Source organism: Chryseobacterium tongliaonense (genome assembly GCF_041224435.1).
In the GTDB taxonomy this organism is placed as follows: domain Bacteria; phylum Bacteroidota; class Bacteroidia; order Flavobacteriales; family Weeksellaceae; genus Chryseobacterium; species Chryseobacterium tongliaoense.
Genome location: NZ_JBGFFD010000001.1, coordinates 509,890 through 528,648, shown reverse-complemented (window position 1 = coordinate 528,648; position 18,759 = coordinate 509,890). Strand labels below are relative to the sequence as shown.

The 18,759-nt window shown below is 38.3% G+C and carries 14 protein-coding genes; 8 read left to right on the top strand and 6 right to left on the bottom strand.

All coding sequences use genetic code 11. The annotated features are described in order from the left end of the window. The first annotated feature begins 11 nt into the window (after positions 1–11). The 3 genes from AB8P06_RS02530 to AB8P06_RS02520 all read left to right on the top strand — a co-directional run bounded on the left by AB8P06_RS02530 (position 12) and on the right by AB8P06_RS02520 (position 3,227). On the top strand, positions 12–752 hold the full coding sequence (locus AB8P06_RS02530; protein WP_369838373.1) for a uroporphyrinogen-III synthase: 741 nt from the start codon (positions 12–14) through the stop codon (positions 750–752). A gap of 88 nt (positions 753–840) precedes the next feature. Continuing rightward, a complete protein-coding gene (locus AB8P06_RS02525; RefSeq protein ID WP_369837425.1) occupies positions 841–2,889 on the top strand; it encodes a S9 family peptidase in 2,049 nt (682 codons plus the stop codon). Continuing rightward, positions 2,886–3,227, top strand: coding sequence for a hypothetical protein (locus tag AB8P06_RS02520; RefSeq protein WP_007842509.1), 342 nt, complete (start codon positions 2,886–2,888; stop codon positions 3,225–3,227). Before AB8P06_RS02525 ends, AB8P06_RS02520 begins: the two co-directional genes overlap by 4 nt. A gap of 175 nt (positions 3,228–3,402) precedes the next feature. On the opposite strand, the gene AB8P06_RS02515 is transcribed toward AB8P06_RS02520, so the two are convergent. After that, positions 3,403–3,891 (bottom strand): SRPBCC family protein, encoded by a 489-nt coding sequence (locus AB8P06_RS02515; RefSeq protein WP_369837422.1) that lies wholly within the window; start codon positions 3,889–3,891, stop codon positions 3,403–3,405. 200 nt (positions 3,892–4,091) lie between these two features. On the opposite strand from AB8P06_RS02515, the gene AB8P06_RS02510 reads away from it, so the two are divergent. From AB8P06_RS02510 to AB8P06_RS02490, 5 genes are all read left to right on the top strand, one after another. Next, entirely contained in the window at positions 4,092–5,639 is a 1,548-nt protein-coding gene (locus tag AB8P06_RS02510) for a sensor histidine kinase (RefSeq protein ID WP_369837420.1), read from the top strand. A gap of 143 nt (positions 5,640–5,782) precedes the next feature. After that, positions 5,783–6,469, top strand: a complete 687-nt coding sequence (locus AB8P06_RS02505; protein WP_007842513.1) for a response regulator transcription factor — start codon at positions 5,783–5,785, stop codon at positions 6,467–6,469. A 79-nt stretch (positions 6,470–6,548) separates the two neighbouring features. After that, positions 6,549–7,208 (top strand): hypothetical protein, encoded by a 660-nt coding sequence (locus AB8P06_RS02500; protein WP_369837416.1) that lies wholly within the window; start codon positions 6,549–6,551, stop codon positions 7,206–7,208. Between the two features lie 19 nt (positions 7,209–7,227). Further along, complete coding sequence (locus tag AB8P06_RS02495) at positions 7,228–7,584, top strand: hypothetical protein (protein WP_369837413.1); 357 nt, start codon at positions 7,228–7,230, stop codon at positions 7,582–7,584. Positions 7,585–7,649: 65 nt separating this feature from the next. Further along, positions 7,650–10,325 (top strand): TonB-dependent receptor domain-containing protein, encoded by a 2,676-nt coding sequence (locus tag AB8P06_RS02490; protein WP_369837410.1) that lies wholly within the window; start codon positions 7,650–7,652, stop codon positions 10,323–10,325. 57 nt (positions 10,326–10,382) lie between these two features. Here AB8P06_RS02490 and AB8P06_RS02485 read toward each other — a convergent pair whose 3' ends face one another. The 5 genes from AB8P06_RS02485 to AB8P06_RS02465 form a co-directional block, all read right to left on the bottom strand. Then, positions 10,383–12,491: a glycoside hydrolase family 97 protein gene (locus AB8P06_RS02485; RefSeq protein ID WP_369837407.1), complete on the bottom strand. Its 2,109-nt coding sequence runs from the start codon at positions 12,489–12,491 to the stop codon at positions 10,383–10,385. 80 nt (positions 12,492–12,571) lie between these two features. Next, a complete protein-coding gene (locus AB8P06_RS02480) occupies positions 12,572–13,069 on the bottom strand; it encodes a cupin domain-containing protein (RefSeq protein ID WP_369837405.1) in 498 nt (165 codons plus the stop codon). Between the two features lie 36 nt (positions 13,070–13,105). Next, positions 13,106–15,376, bottom strand: coding sequence for a GH92 family glycosyl hydrolase (locus AB8P06_RS02475; RefSeq protein ID WP_369837402.1), 2,271 nt, complete (start codon positions 15,374–15,376; stop codon positions 13,106–13,108). A 21-nt stretch (positions 15,377–15,397) separates the two neighbouring features. Continuing rightward, positions 15,398–16,264, bottom strand: coding sequence for an ROK family protein (locus AB8P06_RS02470; RefSeq protein WP_369837399.1), 867 nt, complete (start codon positions 16,262–16,264; stop codon positions 15,398–15,400). A gap of 87 nt (positions 16,265–16,351) precedes the next feature. Then, positions 16,352–18,742, bottom strand: a complete 2,391-nt coding sequence (locus AB8P06_RS02465) for an endo-beta-N-acetylglucosaminidase H (protein WP_369837396.1) — start codon at positions 18,740–18,742, stop codon at positions 16,352–16,354. Between the last annotated feature and the right edge of the window lie 17 nt (positions 18,743–18,759).

Here is an 18,759-nt window from a genome sequence, read left to right as displayed (position 1 = left end):
AAATGTCAATGATGAGAATAAAGTCTATATTGGTATCTCAACCAGCGCCTAGTGAATCGTCTCCATATCTGGATATAGCGAAGAAGGAAAAAATAAAGATTGACTTTCGTCCTTTTATCCATGTCGAAGGGGTTGACAACAAAGAACTTAGAACACAGAAAATAGATCTGACGCAGTATACAGGAATTATATTTACCAGTAAAAATGCGATCGATCATTACTTTAGATTGGCTGAAGAACTTCGTTTTGCGGTCCCGGATACGATGAGATATATCTGCCAGTCTGAAGCTATTGCCAACTATCTCCAAAAGCATATTGTTTACAGAAAAAGAAAAATCAGTTTCGGAGAGAAAAATTTCTCAGATTTGTTACCACTTTTCAAGAAATTCCCAACTGAAAAATATCTTTTACCGTCTTCTGATGTGTTGAGTCCGGACATTTCTAAAACCATGGATTCAGCTAATGTAGACTGGACAAGAGCAATTATGTACAGAACGGTTTGCAGTGACCTGACTGATGTTAACATCAAGGATTACGACATGCTGATATTCTTTAGTCCGCAAGGAATCAAGTCTTTACAGCAGAACTTCCCGGATTTCAAGCAGGATGAAACTAAAATCGGTGTTTTCGGAAATACGACTCTGGCAGCAGCAGAAGAAGCTTCTTTAAGAGTAGATTTAATGGCTCCTACAAAGGAAACCCCATCCATGACAATGGCATTGGAAAAATATGTTAAAAGCCTTCACAAATAGCTTTTAATATCCTACATAAAACAGCCGTCTTTTCATTAAAAGGAAAGATGGTTTTTTTTTAACTAAATTTGAACAAGAATTAATATTGATGAAAGTTCCACAGGCAAAGAAAATAGAAAAGATACTAGAAATACACGGAGACCGGAGAAATGATCATTATTTCTGGCTTAATGAAAGGGAGAACCCTGAAGTCATACAATACCTTGAAGAAGAAAATGCTTACGCAGATTTCATGATGAAAGACACCGAAGATTTTCAGAATGAGCTCTTCGAAGAGATGAAATCCCGGTACAAAAAAGATGACGAATCCCTACCCTATTTCTTTAATGAATACTGGTACATTGTACGATATGAAGAGGGAAAAGAGTATCCTATTTTCTGCAGGAAACACAAGAGCCTGGAAAACACAGAAGAAATTATTTTAGATGTAAACATTCTTGCCGAAGGGAAAACTTTTTTTGAAGTGGGAAGCGTGGCAGTCAGCCCCAATAATCAATTGACTTCTTTTTCCTCCGATGATGTGGGAAGAAGAATTTATAGTATCAATTTCAAAAACCTTATAACAGGAGAAATCTTACCTGACACCATTCTTAACACAACAGGAAAAGCCGTCTGGGCCAATGATAATGAGCACATTTTTTATATCCGGAAAGATAAAAATCTGCGTGCTTTCCAGGTTTACAGACATAAGCTGGGAACAGATTCTTCCGAAGATATTTTGATCTTCCACGAAAAGGATGACACTTTTGACGTGAATGTTTTCAAAACAAAATCTTTAAAATACATTTTCATTGCCAGCTCAAGCACAATCTCGGATGAGCATCGTTTTATTCCGTCGGATAATGTTTTTGCGGAATGGATTATCATTCAGCCAAGAATTGATGATCTCGAATATTCTGTTGAGCATTATAAAGATGAATTTTATATCATTACCAACGCAGATGATGCCATCAATTTCAAAATTGCAAAAACAAAAATAGATAAGTGTGGGATGGAAAACTGGGTGGATGTAATTCCGCACCGCGCTGAAGTTTTACTGGAAGGTTTTGAAATATTTAAAGATTACCTGGTTCTTGAAGAAAGGGAAAGAGGTTTGCTTCAGATCAAAGTCATTGATGAGAAGACACAGGAAGCTTATTATCTTCCTTTCTCAGATCCTACTTACACTGCCTATATCGGAATTAACCTTGAATTTGATACCGAAATATTACGGTATGGATATACTTCATTGACCCAGCCAAGCTCAACATTCGAGTACAACATGAAGGAGAAAACCACTAAACTTCTTAAACAACAGGAAGTTTTAGGGGGAAAATTCATTCCTGAAAATTATATTTCGGAAAGAATATGGGCAGATTCAAGAGATGGCGAAACCAAAGTTCCTATTTCCCTGGTCTATCATAAGGACACAAAAAAATCAGCAGATACGCCTCTTCTTTTATATGGCTACGGAAGCTACGGACATACGGTAGATGCCAGCTTTTCTAACGTGAGATTATCAATTTTAGACAGAGGCTTTATTTATGCCATCGCCCATATCCGTGGCGGAGAATATTTAGGAAGAGAATGGTATGAAGACGGAAAAATGCTGTTTAAAAAGAATACCTTCTTTGATTTTATAGATGCCGGAAAACATTTAATAAAAGAAAATTATACTTCATCAAAGCATTTATATGCTATGGGTGGCAGTGCGGGAGGGTTATTGGTAGGAGCTGTTGTCAATTATGAGCCTAATTTATTCAATGGTATTGTTGCCCAGGTTCCTTTTGTGGATGTGGTTACCACAATGCTGGATGAAACAATTCCGTTGACAACCGGCGAATACGATGAATGGGGAAATCCGAATGACGAAGAATATTATCATTACATGAAAGAATATTCGCCTTATGATAATATTGAGGCAAAAGACTATCCGCATATGCTTATTACAACCGGCCTGCATGATTCACAGGTTCAGTATTGGGAACCTGCAAAATGGACCGCAAAATTGAGAGAGCTAAAAACTGATGACCATCTTTTACTTTTCAAAACGGATATGAGCGCCGGACACGGAGGAGCAAGCGGAAGATTTGAATCCTTAAAAGAAGATGCGTTGGAATATGCCTTTTTATTAAAATTAGAAAATAAAAAAGAATGATTAACGAAGCTGAATACTGGAAAAAAATAGAACAGTTTTTTGAAGACAATTTCCAGACTGAAAAAAATCCACCGATTGAAACCTTATTGTTTTTAATCGGACTTCAGGAATTAGGAAGCGGCCAGCAGAAATATACTAAAGACGATAAAGTAAATTTAATACATATTGCAGTCTGCAGATTGCTGGAACCCTTCGGATATTATAAATTTTCACATTATGAGGATGGATGGCCACAGTTTGACAAGCTGGAAGAACTTCCGGAATTGAGGCCAAACGAACAGGCTTTGCTTATGAAAAAAGCAATTATCCAATATTTTCAGGATGAAGAATTAATTTGAAAATATCATTAGTATATTAAAATGGAGAATAGTTTTTACTCTCCATTTTTATTTTGACATTTCGTGACTCCGAATAGGTTTTGGCTAAAGCCAACAGATTTTTTTAATTAAGAAACGGGCTAAAGCCCGTTTCTATTGATATTTTTTAAGTTTAAATAATGAGAAACCGTTCAAATTAGCCATTCAAAATACCTTCCAGCTGATTCAAGCCCATCTTGAAGCCTTCCTCAAATCCCATTTCCAGCTGTTGTTTCAGAGCCTCTTGGGATGGAAAATGAATATTAACCGTAACTTTAGTTCCTTCTTCTACGCCTGTAAAACCTAACAACCATTGAGACTGCGGAAAAGATTCATTGATATTTCCTTTCTCATCACAGAAAGCATCAATCCCGTCAAAGCTTCTGTGTTCCATGATTTCTCCATATTTTACCTTCGCATAGTGCTTTTCACCTTCCGGACCTACCATAGCATAGAGCCACTCTCCTCCTTCCTTAAAATTCTGATTCACCGTTTCACATTTCCAAGGCTTTGGAGCCCACCATTGATCCAATAATTCGGATTTGGTAAAATAATCCCACACTTTTGAAACATCAGCGTTATAGATTTTCATTACATATACGCTGTCTGAGTCAAAATCTTTGTTAAAAACGATATTTGATTCCATAAGTAATTATTTTTAACAAACTTACTATTTTAATTTCTGGCAGGACTTTTCATAGGACAAGTAATCAAATATTTATAATTAAATGTTAAAAAACATTCTTTTAAGAAAAAAAAGACAATTTTTTGGCTCGTTTTTTGTTCATCAAGTCATAAAATAATTAATTTTAACACTCATCATTCCAAATAAATTAAAATAAAGTAATGAATAACAAATTCATACCAATAATTTCAGTGTTTATGACGATCTCACTGATTGTCTTTGTGACGCTCCAATTTTATTGGCTGAAAGGATATTATGGTGCCTTAGAACAGGACTTTTCAAATAAGGTTTATTCTGCACTGGAAAGCACCACCAAAAGTGTCTCCGAAATTGAGGTGGAAAAATACCTGAATGATGATTTTAAAAATTTCAGAAAAAATATTCTGGCGAATAATGATCAGCCTTCTTTAACCACGATTCAGCAGGTAAAAGATTCCGGCACTCAGAGACAGATTATTTACTCTAAAAATATTATCGAAAAAACCCAGCTTCCGATTTCTCAAAAAGGAGATTCCATAAAACTTACCACATTATATACGGATGAAGCCGCTTATAAAGTAAAAAGAGACACGACCAACCGTGAGCTCCTGACCACTGATCTCAACCAGGATATTGAAAACGGTGATTATTCCATGAAAGAATTTGCTAAAATATATGGAAATAACTTACCGATTACGAAAAGAGTGGATGGGAAGATCCTCGATTCGGTGATTACAAAAGAACTGAGAATAAGGGGAATTACGGCAAAATTCGGATACGGGATCACAGACAAAAACAATAATCTCACAAGCGTTACCAATAAGATTTATAAAGAGAAAAATGACAGCAATACTTACAGCTATCCTATTTTCACCGATCAAAAAGACCGGACTTTATATAATCTGGCATTAGTTTTCCCTAAAAAAGAATATTCCCTGGCGATGAACAACTGGCCAATGCTTTTGGGAACCTTCCTTTCATTACTGACTATTCTCGGAATTTATATTATTTCCATCAATTATATGATGAAGCAGAAGAAACTGGCAGAGGTGAAAACCGACTTTATCAATAATATGTCGCATGAGTTTAAAACTCCACTGGCAACCATTTCTGTAGCTACAGATTCTTTAGCCAATGATAAAATTGCCACTAATCCGGATAAGGTAAAGTATTATTCCGAACTGATCAAGCAGGAGAATTTAAGAATGAAGAAGCAGGTGGAAAATGTTTTGAATATGTCTAAGCTTGAAAGAAATGAAGTGGAATTATTCTTAAAGGAAACCAATGTAAGGGAGCTGATTAAAAAGACCACGGAATCTTTCAATCTTATTGTATCACAAAGGAACGGCTTACTTACCCAGGAATTCAATGCCACTCACTACAACTTTAAAATAGATGAGTTCCATATTTCAAATATGCTGGTGAATCTTCTGGATAATGCCAATAAATATTCACCTGAAGCTCCTGAAATCCATGTGAAGACAAGGAATGAGGGCAGCCTGTATGTCATTGAAATTTCAGATAAAGGAATGGGAATGGAAACCCAGAATAAAACAAAGATTTTTGAAAAATTCTTCAGGGAAGAAACAGGAAATATCCATAATGTAAAAGGACAGGGTCTTGGACTTTCCTACGTTAAAAAGATTGTAGAGCTGCATAAAGGACAGATCATTGTAGACTCTCATAAAGATAAAGGAAGCACGTTTACCATTAAACTGCCGATGACGTAGAAATGAGTAATAAATGATGCCGGAAAGCAATCATCATTTTATCAGTAATCAATTTATAACATAAAAAACCATTTAACAAAAATATATAAGAAAAGAGAGAGTGAGAGAGTCATTCTTATTATTAATTTTTAATTTTTAAAATTATGAGCAACAGAATATTATTAGTAGAAGACGACCAAAGTTTTGGCGCTGTATTGAAGGATTATTTGACGATCAATAATTTCGAGGTTACGCTTGCAACAGATGGAGAACAGGGGCTGAAGGAATTTACGGAGAATGAGTTTGACATTTGTATTTTCGATGTCATGATGCCTAAAAAAGATGGATTTTCTTTGGCTGAGGATGTGAAAAAAATCGATAAGAATACGCCTATTATTTTCCTGACAGCAAGAAATATGAGAGAGGATATTCTGAAAGGTTATCAACTGGGAGCAGATGATTATATCACCAAACCATTTGACACCGAGCTGCTTTTATACAAAATCAAGGCTATTCTTCAGAGAAGCTCAACGCTTGAAAATGAAGAACAGGAACAGTTTAAAATCAGCAATATCTTCTTTGATTCTATGCTGAGACAATTAAGAGTAGGTGATAAGGAATATAAGCTTTCACCAAAAGAAAATGAATTACTTAAGCTTCTTTGCATCCACCGCAATGATTTTATGCCGAGAGACCTGGCGTTAAGAAAGATCTGGAAGAAAGAAAATTATTTTACGGCAAGAAGTATGGATGTATATATTGCCAAGCTTCGTAAGCTTTTAAAAGATGACGAAGGACTGGAAATTATCAACGTTCACGGAGAAGGGTTCAGACTTCTGGTAAAGAATTAATTCCAAAACAGGATTATAAATATAAAATTAGCAAAACAATTCAAAATGTTTTGCTAATTTTGTTTCATACGATTTGGATATGAAAAAGACATTCTTGGGCCTTATAGCTGTTTCACTATTTACCGTTTCCTGCAAAAAAGACGAAAGAGCAACTTATTTAAAAGAGGAAGCCGGTGTTCAGCAACCAGGTGTAGCAGTGAATAACACGCCTAAAGTTTCCCTTTTAGACCAGGCAGGCATTAACAAAACCAATATTCAGAATACAGCGAATCCAGTTGCCGTAAATGCGGCTACGCCCACAGCTTCGGGGATGAATCCTCCTCACGGGCAACCGGGACACCGTTGTGACATTCCTGTAGGACAACCGCTAAACAGTAAGCCTGCACAATCCGGGCAGAATGTTACCGTAAACAGTGACGGTACCCAAACCATTCAAATCGATCCGAATTCCGTGAAACCCGGAAAATTCACAGCAGATAACACAGGGAAAGTAGTCAAGACAGCTCCGGGAATGAATCCGCCTCACGGACAGCCGGGACACCGTTGTGACATTCCTGTAGGACAGCCGTTAAACAGCAAACCGGCTCCGGCTCCACAACCGGTTCAGAATGTTGCTCAGCAAAGCAATCCTGCTCCTGTACAACAAGCTTTAGCCAGTGGTGAAAAACCCAAGCTAAATCCGGCACATGGAGAACCTTTCCATAATTGTGCGGTAAAAGTAGGTGAGCCATTACCATAATTTTTGTAATTTTGCATTCATGAAGTTATTTCAGATTCTGACAATCATTTTCTGTTTAGGGGTTTTTCTGATCCCTAAGGCTGACTTCTATATACAATCTGAACAGGCAACCTGCTGCAAAGCTGATTCTAAAGCAGATGACTGCTGTAAAAACCATCAGTCATCTTCAAACCATGAAAAAACAACAAAATCGTGTAGTGACAACTGTTGTTCAACATGTGTTGCTTGTTATACTTTCATAGAAACTCCTTTTTCCAAAGGACTTCTTTTAGAATTATCTTATTATAAAGCCAATAAAAGATTACAGTTTCAATATTGTGATCCTCATCTTTCAGACCGTTTAAAAGAGATCTGGCAACCGCCTAAAATAGCTTAATTAAAACCAGTAGGGTTCATTATATTCTGATGAACCGTTTTTTAATTAACTAAATTTTAAACAAAATGAAATTATATATTTCCAAGGTTATTCTTGGTTTATTCCTATTATTTACCCCATTTATTTTTGCTCAGAATCTTACAAAAAGTCAGTTTAAAGTCAAAGGAAACTGTGAAATGTGTAAGGATAGAATAGAATCTGCGGCACAGAAAGCAGGTGCAAAAGCAGCGAGATATTCCATCGATCTGCAGATGCTTACTTTAGAAACCGAAGGCACTGTTTCACCGGATGAGATCCTTAAGAAAGTAGCTGAAGCAGGCCATGACAATGAAAAATTCAAGGCTTCTGACGAAACTTATAAGAGCCTTCCGGACTGCTGCCATTATGAAAGGGATCTCCAACCTTCCAATGCTGCTGTTCAAAATGCTAAAGCAGAAAATGAATTTTATGTAAAAGGAAATTGCGGTTCCTGCAAGGCAAGAATTGAAAAAGCCGCTAAAAATGCAGGGGCAGATTCGGCAGAATGGAGCGCTGAGAAACAAACGGTTGTTTTAAGCTTTACCCCTTCCAAAACTTCTGCAGATAAAATTTTAAAAAAGATTGCCGAAGCAGGCCATGACAACGAAAAGTATAAGTCGACAGACGAAGTTTATAATAATCTTCCGGGCTGTTGTCTTTACGACAGGGAAATTCCGATGGGAGAAAAAGGAGCCAATGTACATTTGGAAGAGGAAAAGCCTGACCATTCAACGCATTCTTCCGGAGAATCGGAGACCGGTACGGAGCCCAATGAAAAAAGAATTGAAGGGATACAGTTATCGGCTTCCAGAGCTTCTACTTCACTGAGTAAGAAAGAAGCCGGACTGGTTTTTAATATTGACAAAAAAGAGCTTTTAAAAGCGGCCTGCTGCAACCTGTCTGAAAGCTTTGAAACCAATGCAACGGTAGATGTTTCATTCAGCAATGCTGTTACCGGAACCAAACAGCTGAAAATGCTCGGCCTGGATCAGAAATACACAAGTTTAACAAAGGAGCTTTTGCCTGAAATCAGAGGATTGGCATCTGCTTATGGACTAAGTTTCATTCCCGGAAGATGGATTGAAAATGTTCAGCTTACCAAAGGGGGAAGTACCGTTACTAACGGATATGAAAGCATTACAGGGCAAATTAATACTGAACTTTTAAAAAATGCAGAAAAACCGGAAACCTCACTGAATCTTTTTTCAGATTTTAATGGCCGGGCTGAAGCCAATATCACCAGCGTATCCCCTATTAACGAAAAATGGTCACAAACGTTTTTATTACATGGAAACGGAACTTTCGGGAATACGGATATGAATGACGACGGTTTTCTCGACAGACCGAAAGGAACTCAACTGAATACAGCTTATTTGCTTAATTACAATGATCTGGAAAAATCAGGACTGGGATCTCACTTCGGGATCAATTTTGTAAAGGATGAAAGAACGGCAGGGCAAACGGCATTTGATAAACAACTAGATCAGAAAGAACAGTCTGCTTATGGTGTAGGAATTAATATTTCAAGATTCCAGGTCTGGAACAAAACGGGTTATGTTTTTAAAGGAAAGCCTTACCAGAGCTTAGGCTGGATGAATCAGTATGTGTATCATCAGCAGGACAGCTTTTTCGGTTTGAGAAATTATTCCGGCAAGCAGAATACATTTTATTCCAATCTGATTTTTGAAAGTATTCTCGGAAATACCAATCATAAATATAAAGCCGGAGCAAGTTTTATGTATGACGGATATGATGAAACCTACCTGACTACTCCGTTTAAAAGGAATGAGATTGTTCCGGGAGCTTTTGCAGAATATACTTTAACAGGATTAAAATATACTTTGGTAGCCGGAGCGAGGATTGATTTTCATAATCTTGCAGGAACACAGTTTACGCCAAGATTGAATTTCAAATATGATATCACGCCACAGACTATTGTAAGGCTTTCTGCCGGAAGAGGCTTCAGAACAGCTTCTGTTTTTGCGGAAAATCAGCAATATTTTGCGTCTAACCGTACGATCGAGATTATTCAGAATGGTGGTGATATTTATGGTTTAAAGCCGGAGATCGCATGGAATTACGGCTTAAGTCTGCAGCAGGAGTTTAAAATTTTCGGGAGAAAATCTTCCATTGTTGCCGATTTTTTCAGAACGGATTTCCAGGACCAGGTTTTAGTTGATCTTGACTGTTCACCTCAGCAGCTTACCTTTTACAATCTTGAAGGGAAATCTTTCGCGAACAGTTTTCAGACGCAATGGGATTTTACGCCTTTCAAAAATTTTGATGTAAGACTGGCTTATAAATATTATGATGTACAGGCCGATTATATGGATGGCAGAAGAGAAGTCCCATTTATGGCCAAACACAGAGGTTTTGTGAATTTAGCGTATGCAACCAACAAGGATAAAAATGATGGATTCTGGAGCTTTGACACTACTTTAAACTGGGTAGGAAAACAAAGGCTTCCTAATACTTCAATAAATCCTGAAGAGTTTCAGCTGCCGGCTTATTCCAGATCTTATGCAATCCTGAATGCCCAGATTTCGAGAAATTTCAATAAAAAGATCAGGGCGTATTTCGGTGGAGAGAATTTAACTTCTTATACCCAGAAAAATGCGATTATAGATTATAAAAATCCTTTCGGAAATTATTTTGACGGCGGAATGATTTATGCTCCAATTATGAAGGCCAATTTCTATGTTGGCTTGGATGTGACTTTTTAAATACTTAATTATAGAAGATAAAGTTCGGGGCGGCACCAAAGGTGCCGCCCCGAATTCTTATTTCAAAGCTTTGATACTGATGGCAAAACCACCGCCGGGAGCCACTTTTATTTTTAGCTTATTCCCCGAACCGACCTGTTGTCTGGAAATTTCATAGCTTTTAGGATTGTGATTCCAGCTTGCATTTTTTCCGTCTTTATAAATAATGGCTTCAAATTTACCTTTGGGTAAAAATGACAGGTCTACAGTTGCCTCTCTTGGGTTTTCATCGGTAATGCTTCCCACAAACCATTCATTTTTATTTTTTGCTTTTCTTGCTATGGTAATATAATCTCCGGGCTCTGCCTCAAGGATATATGAAGCATCCCAGTCGACTGCCACATCTTTAATAAACTGAAAAGCATCAGGATATTTTTTGTAGTTCTCAATCAAATCCGCAGCCATTTGAAGCGGGCTGTACATGGTGATATAAAGTGCAAGTTGCTTGGTAAGCGTTGTACTTAATTGAGCTTTATTGTTGCCATAAACAGATAAATCCCCTTCAAATATACCGGGTGTATAATCCATCGGACCGCCTATCAGCCGGGTAAATGGTAATATTGTAGTATGATCCGGTTTGCTTCCGTTAAACGATTCGAATTCTGTTCCACGGGCAGATTCCTGGGCAATCCAGTTGGGGAAAGTCCTGTGCAGACCTGTAGGCCGTACCGCTTCATGCGAATCGACCATAATATGATATTGGGCTGCCATTTCGGCTACATATCTGTAATGATTTACCATCCACTGGCTGTCGTGGTATTCACTTCGGGGAATAATCGGTCCTACATATCCTGTTTTTACCGCATCATATCCGTTATCATTCATGAACTGAAAGGCATCTTTAAGCTGTCGTTCATAATCAACCGCAGAAGATGTTGTTTCGTGGTGCATGATGATTTTCACATTTTTGCTTTTTGCATAAGCCTGAAGCTCTTTTACATCAAAATCCGGATATGCTTTTGTGAAACTGTAAATATGTTCTTTCCTATAGGCCTGATTGTCTTCCCAACCTTCATTCCAGCCTTCTACCAAAACAGCATCAAAGCCGTTTTCTGCTGCAAAATCAATATATTTTTTTACATGTTTTGTATTGGCTCCATGTCTTCCGTTCGGCTTTAAAGTTTTATAATCTGTTTCACCAATTCTGACATCCTGATTGTCAGAATATGCCCATGTAGAGCCACCGCCCGTAAAATATTCCCACCAAACACCAATATATTTGGTAGGTTTAATCCATGATGTATCTTTTATTTTGCTTGGCTCATTCAGGTTGACAATGAGGTTGGAAGATAAAATATCCCGAGCATCATCACTGATAATCATTGTACGCCAGGGGCTAACAGAACCTGTCTGCACAAATCCTCTGTCGTCGTTTTTATCCGGTGTTAAGTTAGAAGACAGGATTAAGTTTTTCTCATCAAGATTAAGTGTCATTGCCGGAAAATTGACCAGAGCTGCTTCATGAATATTGATATAAATACCCTCTTTAGATTTCAGCATCAATGGAGTTTGTACGGCAAGGGTAGCACTTGGAGCTTTTGCTGCCAACGGCTCTTTCCGTACCTCATCAATTAATCCGGAAATTTCAGACAATTTAGAGGTAGTTACAGGAAACTCATTGGTATCATAATCTGCCGGAATCCAGAAGGCTTTGTAATCCTGACCTAAATTAAAGCCCGTCATTTCTTCTTTTATCGTAAAATGCCTTAGGTCTGCCTGAACCGGAAACTCATACCTGAAACCCAAACCATCATCAAAAAGCCTGAATCTTATATCAAGTTTCCAATTGGTTTTGGCCTGTACCAAATGTACAAGCATTTCATTGTAATGGTTTACAACTTCTTTGCCGGGTCCCCAAACCGGTTTCCAGTTTTTGTTAAAAGATGCATATTCAATATTCTCTACTTTAAATCCGGAAAAAAAAGAATAGGAAGGCTTCAGGATAAATCCGAGCTTACTGTCTTTTAATATGGTTTTGTTTTTATAATTCAAAGAATAATAGGGAGCTCCTTCTTTTTCAATTTTAAAATTCAGTTTTAAGGTAGCGTTGGGTGATGAGAATTCCTGTCCTCTGGTCATAACCATAAACAGAATACTTATACAAAAACATAAAATACTTTTTTTCATAATATCAGCCGTTAAAAAACTCTGTCCGCAACTTCTCCGGGTATGAGAATTTGCGGACAGATGGATATACTTATTTTAGATTACCTTCCGAAATCGTCCTGTACTCTGACGATGTCATCTTCGTCTGACGGGTTTGACGCATCCGTATGCTGCCAGATTTCAGCCACTACACCCCAACCCTGTAAACCGATCAGGCGGTGTCTTTCACCCTGCTGAAGTTTTATCTGATCTTTAGGCCCATATTCTTTCAACTCTCCTTCTTCATCAGTATGGCTTGTTTTGATACCTACCGTCCCTTCAATTACCTGCCAGATCTCAGCTCTTCTGTGGTGATACTGCCAGCTCAGCCTTGCATCCGGTGCAACAAGAAGGATCTTTGGACTCAGTTTTCCACCGATTTTTAAGCTTTCTACATCAATACCATCAAAATACTGATTGGCAAAATCCTGTGCCTGATTTTCATCAATCACAAAAAAACCTCCCCAGGGCCTTGTATCATCTTTTGCTGCAAGATCAAAACCCTGGCCTTTCAACATTTCTTCTACTTTCTCAAATATTTCTTTTTTTTCTGCACTCATACGGTTGTAATACTATTTAATGTTATTTTTCTATAATTATTCTTTTGACATTGAATACGGGAAATCTTTTTCCTGTGAGCCTCTTTCTTTATTGGGCTTATTATCCATTTTAAATTCCAGGACAGCTCCTTTCATCAGCTCTTTATGGCTCAGCCAGTTTTTAGAATAAGGCTGAAGATTTACATTCAATGATTTTACATATAAATTATCGGCACTGTTTTCCGGAGCCTTTATTTCGATTTTTTTACCATTTTCCAGGTGAATGCTTGCTTCCTTAAATAACGGCGCACCCAAAACATACTGATCTGTTGCTGGCGTTACCGGATAAAATCCTAAAGCCGAGAATACATACCATGCAGAAGTCTGCCCGTTATCTTCATCTCCACAATAACCATCGGGTGTTGCCATATACAATTTATCCATCACCTGCCTTGCCCAGTATTGTGTTTTGTACGGAGCACCGGCATAATTGTATAAATAAATCATATGCTGAATAGGCTGGTTCCCGTGTGCATATTGTCCCATATTCATGATCTGCATTTCACGGATTTCGTGGATTACACTTCCATAGTAACTGTCATCGAAGACCGGTGGAAGAGAGAAAACCTCATCCAGCTTAGCTTCAAATTTCTTTTTGCCACCCATCAGTTTAGAAAGTCCGTCAATATCCTGGAAAACCGACCAGGTATAATGCCAGCTGTTTCCTTCGGTAAAAGCATCCCCCCATTTGAAGGGATTGAAAGGAGCCTGAAATTTCCCGTCTTTATTTTTACCCCGCATCAGACCCGTTTCCGTATCAAATACGTTTTTATAGTTGTAAGCTCTTTTTTTATAAATATCAATTTCTGAGGCAGGTTTTCCTAAAGCTTTTCCTAGTTGATAAATAGCAAAATCGTCGTAGGCGTATTCCAAAGTCCGGGCTGCGTTTTCATTGATTTTCACATCATACGGAACATAGCCAAGTGTATTGTAATATTCTACTCCTCTGCGGCCAACCGCATCAATCGGTCCTTCATGATCAGCTCCGTGTTTTACCGCCTGCCAAAGTGTTTCAACATCATAGCCACGCAAACCTTTTATATAAGCATCTGCGACTACGGAGGCAGAATTGTTTCCGATCATGATATCTGAATATCCCGGGCTGCTCCATTCCGGCAGAAAGCCTCCTTCTTTGAATGTATTTGCCAGGCCTTCCTGCATTTCGACATTGATCCCCGGATACACCAGATTAAGGAAAGGGTATAATGCACGGAAAGTATCCCAAAACCCTGTTCCGGCAAACATTCTTCCGTCGAGTATTTTCCCGTTGTAAGGACTCCAGTGTTTTATTTTATTCTGAGCATCTATTTCATATAATTTCTGAGGGAAAAACAAGGTCCTGTACAAAGAGGAATAAAATGTTCTCATCTGCTGGTCTGTTCCGCCTTTTACTTCGATTTTTCCCAGCGTTTTATTCCAGGTATCTTTGGCATCTGCTTTTACCTGCTCAAAATTTTTGTTGGCTATTTCTCTTTTCAGGTTCAGCTCAGCCTGCTCAAAACTAATGAATGATGAAGCTACTTTTGCGTAGACTGCTTCTTTATTTTTCAGTTTAAACCCTACCACTGCTCCTGCATGATCGCTTGTAATTTCCAATTGGTCTTTTATGAATTTATCATCCTTCCAGGTTGTTGTCAGATCAAAATCTTTATCAAACTGGATAACGAAATAGTTCTTGAAATTTTCATATTTCCCTCTGGAATACTTGGTAGTGTAGCCCAGAATTTTCCTTTCTTTCGGAAGAATTTTGATGTAAGATCCTTTATTCAACGCATCGATCACCACATAGGCACTGTCTGTTTTTGGAAAATCGAATTTGAAAAAGGCGGCTCTTTCCGTTGGTGTAAATTCAGTTGTTACGTTGATATCGGCTAAATAAACGCTGTAATAATATGGTTTTGCGATTTCCGCTTTATGACTGAACCAACTTGCGCGGTCATCTTCTTTAAACTTCAGCTTTCCCACGCCCGGCATAATGGCAAAAGCTCCGTAATCATTCATCCAGGGAGAAGGCTGATGGGTTTGTTTAAAACCTTTTATTTTGTCTGCATCATAGGTATAAGCCCATCCGTCGCCCATTTTACCAGTTTGCGGTGTCCAGATATTCATTCCCCATGGAAGTCCTATTGCGGGATAGGTATTTCCGTTGGATAAAGACGGCTTAGACTGGGTTCCCATTAACGGATTCACGTAGTCTGCCGGAGCTATATTCTGGCTGAAAACCCAGGCATTTAATAAAAAGAAAAAAGTTGAAAATAGAGACTTCATTGTATCGTTTTGTTAATTTATTCAGGCTTTCTTCAGTGCATAGCTGGCAGCACCCAAGATAGCGGCATCTTCAAAAATATCAGAAATTCTGACAGGCAAGTTAATATTATTTTTCACTAAATTTTCATTAAATTTTCCTTTAAAATAAGGGTAAGCCTTTGCAATATTTCCGCCTATCACCAGAATTTCAGGATTATAATTTATGACATATTTCACAATAAATTCAGCGAAAGCATCTGCGTATTCATCAAATATCCTGGATTGAATCTCCTGAGGTTTGCTTAATAATTCTTTGGTTCCTGAAATTTCTTCGCCGGTGATCTGCTTATAATAATTTACAAACCAACGGGTCGCCAGATAATCTTCACAAATAGAATCCCTGAAAGGAGAATCCCAGAGATCTTCATCTGTAGCAATCTCACCATTATAAAACGTTGTACCAAGCCCTGTTCCCAGAGTAACGCCAAAAATCCGTTTAAATCCCTGTGCACAACCTCCGAAAACTTCGCCCTCAAGGAAGGCAGCCGCATCATTTACAAAATGAATCTGACCGGTTGAAACAGAAAGTCTTTTTGCTAATTCTTCTTTAATATTAACCTGATAGATATCCATAAATTTTCCCTGCTGCATCAAAGAAATCCCTTTTTCGTAATCAAACGGGCCGGGCATTGCAATGCCTATTAAAAGATCTTCTCTGATCAGGTCATGAGTAACTTTTTCTATAGCGGAAACCCATGCAGAAAAAATAGCTTCCCGGGATTCGAAGGAATCAACATGTTCCCTGACATAGGTTGATGTAATAATTTCACGTTTTTCAGGATGTACCTGAGCCATTGTGATGTGCGAACCACCAATATCTATTCCTACAATATTTTGCATTTTCTTCATTATTTTCAATCTTTGCCTGCCCGTTTTCGGTCTCAGGCTTCATTCCAATTCTATATTTTTAGCTGACTGTTTTGTCAATACTGAAATTTATTCCACATTTACTTTTCCGGAAGATATCATCTGATTATTTCCAGATTCTATTTTATAGATATAAGTGCCGGCGGATAAATTATGGGTATTAATTACCGTATTATTTTTCTTAATATTCTGTCTTTTTACCAGTTTTCCGGACATATCATACAATATGATTTCATCCGCAGAGCTGTCGTTGATGGTAAAATGGATGTCATTTCCTTTTTTAACCGGATTCGGATAAACGCTGTTTCCTTTTTCTGCGTTAATATCTCTTACGGATAATGAAGTATTACAGGCTACGTCTGTTTTCCAGTTAGAATCTGACATATTGATTAAGGTAGCAAAATGAGTATTTGAAGTAGCATCCAGAGCTCCGTTACCACTGCCTTCATCCATTTTCCAATTCGCTTCAAGACCGGGAGTATTTGCTGCAATGGCACACATATTATTTGTAATTTCCTGGGTGGTCAGTGCTTTTTTCCAGACCCTGAATTCATCCAGTAAACCGTTAAGCGTACGTGAGTTATCATAATTCCTCGCCAGATAAAGGATACCATTTGCTGTAAAATTACCTGTAGCGGAAGAGCTTGCATCAAGATTTCCGTTGATATAAATTTTCATAGAAGCTCCATCGTAAGTAGCCGCTATATGATACCAGGTATTTGTGTTCAGTCCTGTATTGCTGTTCAGTTTTATCTGAGAAGATCCGAAACTCAGGATGAACTGCAGTTTGTTATTGGCAAGATTACCGTCACCAAACCTCAGCATTGCTGAATTACTGTCTCCTACTTCGATTCCGAGCACTGACGAGATATAAGGGAAGGCGGATTTGAACGAATTGACTTTTACCCAGCCTTCAAAGGTTAAGGCATTCCCGCTGAGATTAAACTGTCCTGCATTAAGGTAATGAGTACTTCCGTTAAAAGAAAGCGATCTTGCCCCGGGACTTTGAACAGGTGCGAAACCACTGTTAAATGAGGCCTCACCTGAATATGTACTCGCATTGGTTCCACCACATCCCGATTGTACTTTCCATACGTAGTTTGTATTTTCAGATAAATTCTGCAACGTGTAGGTATTGGTTGAAATATTTTGAATCTCAGTCCAGGTAGATGCAGCCGCTGTTTTATACTGCAGAGTATACGATGAAACGTTTCCTGCATCCCAGGATAATTGGGCCGTGTTTCCAAGAAAGCTTTGAGATACCAGATTTCCGGGAACTTCGCATCCGTTCCCTGAATTAAATCTTGGGGCAAACAGATACGTGCTCTTTAATGTCGAAGAACAGTTGGATTGTATTCTCCAGTCATAATTCGTATTTAGAGTCAGATTGTTAAGGACAATACTGTTTCCGGAATAGTTATTTGTAGCATTTATCCATGTGGTCGAGTTTGCAGGTTTATAATCAATATTATAGGTTTGAGAGCCTCCGGACGTCCAGTTTAGTTTGGCTGTAGTACCTGCAATATTGGTTACTTCCAGTCCTAAAGGCGGATTACAGGTTACTCCCTGAGTCCATGAATACAGCTGCCCGGTAAGTTGTGTATTTTCACCATATAAAATATTTGATCCTGTGCTCAGATAACTCGCGCTATTTGTTCCTTTAAGATCATACCACATAAAAACACCGTAGCCATCGTTAATCGTATTGGTTGCCAATGTTGACAGTATGGAAGAAGAAGTATTATTGATCCATGTTGCCGCAGCAGAAAGCTTGGTATTATTAAGAGGTGGTACACTTGGCGCGCTGTAGGTTCCATAATATGCATTCCAGCTGTAATTGATATAATTTCCGGCCATATCGCCATTATAAGCCTGTCTTGATGTTGCAGGCCCCAGATAATAAAAAGTGATCAGCTTATCCGGCATCGCTGCCTTAAGCTCCTGTAAAAGCATCACAAATGAACTGTCATTGGGTTGGCCGGTGCCGTTATTTCCATAGCCGGCATATTCATCATCAAAGTCTACACCATCCAGGCCGTAAGTATATACGGTGTGGGCAATCTGTAAAGCGAAGTCACGGGCCGCTTCCCGGTTCGGAAAATTACAGATACCTGCTCCCTGGTGATTTCCCAGAATATCCAGCAATACTTTTATTCCTTTTTGCTGTAAAGGTTTTACATAGGTATCTAGATTGTTTAAGACTTTAGTAACGTTATTGTTACTGGAGATATAAGCCCGGTTTTTGGAAACATCATAATTAATGTTGGCCGCAAAAATAATGGCTACATCAAAAAGCTGCTTATTGCTGTTTTGCAGAGTATAAGACCCTACATTCAGCATATTGTTGTTATTTACTTCCACATAGCATATTCCCAAAGGATTAAGCTGTTGGGCGTTGAACACGGATCCTGCCTGAAAAATCAGTAAGACCAGTGTTATAAAAATAGATTTTTTCTTCATGATATAATTTTTTGTTT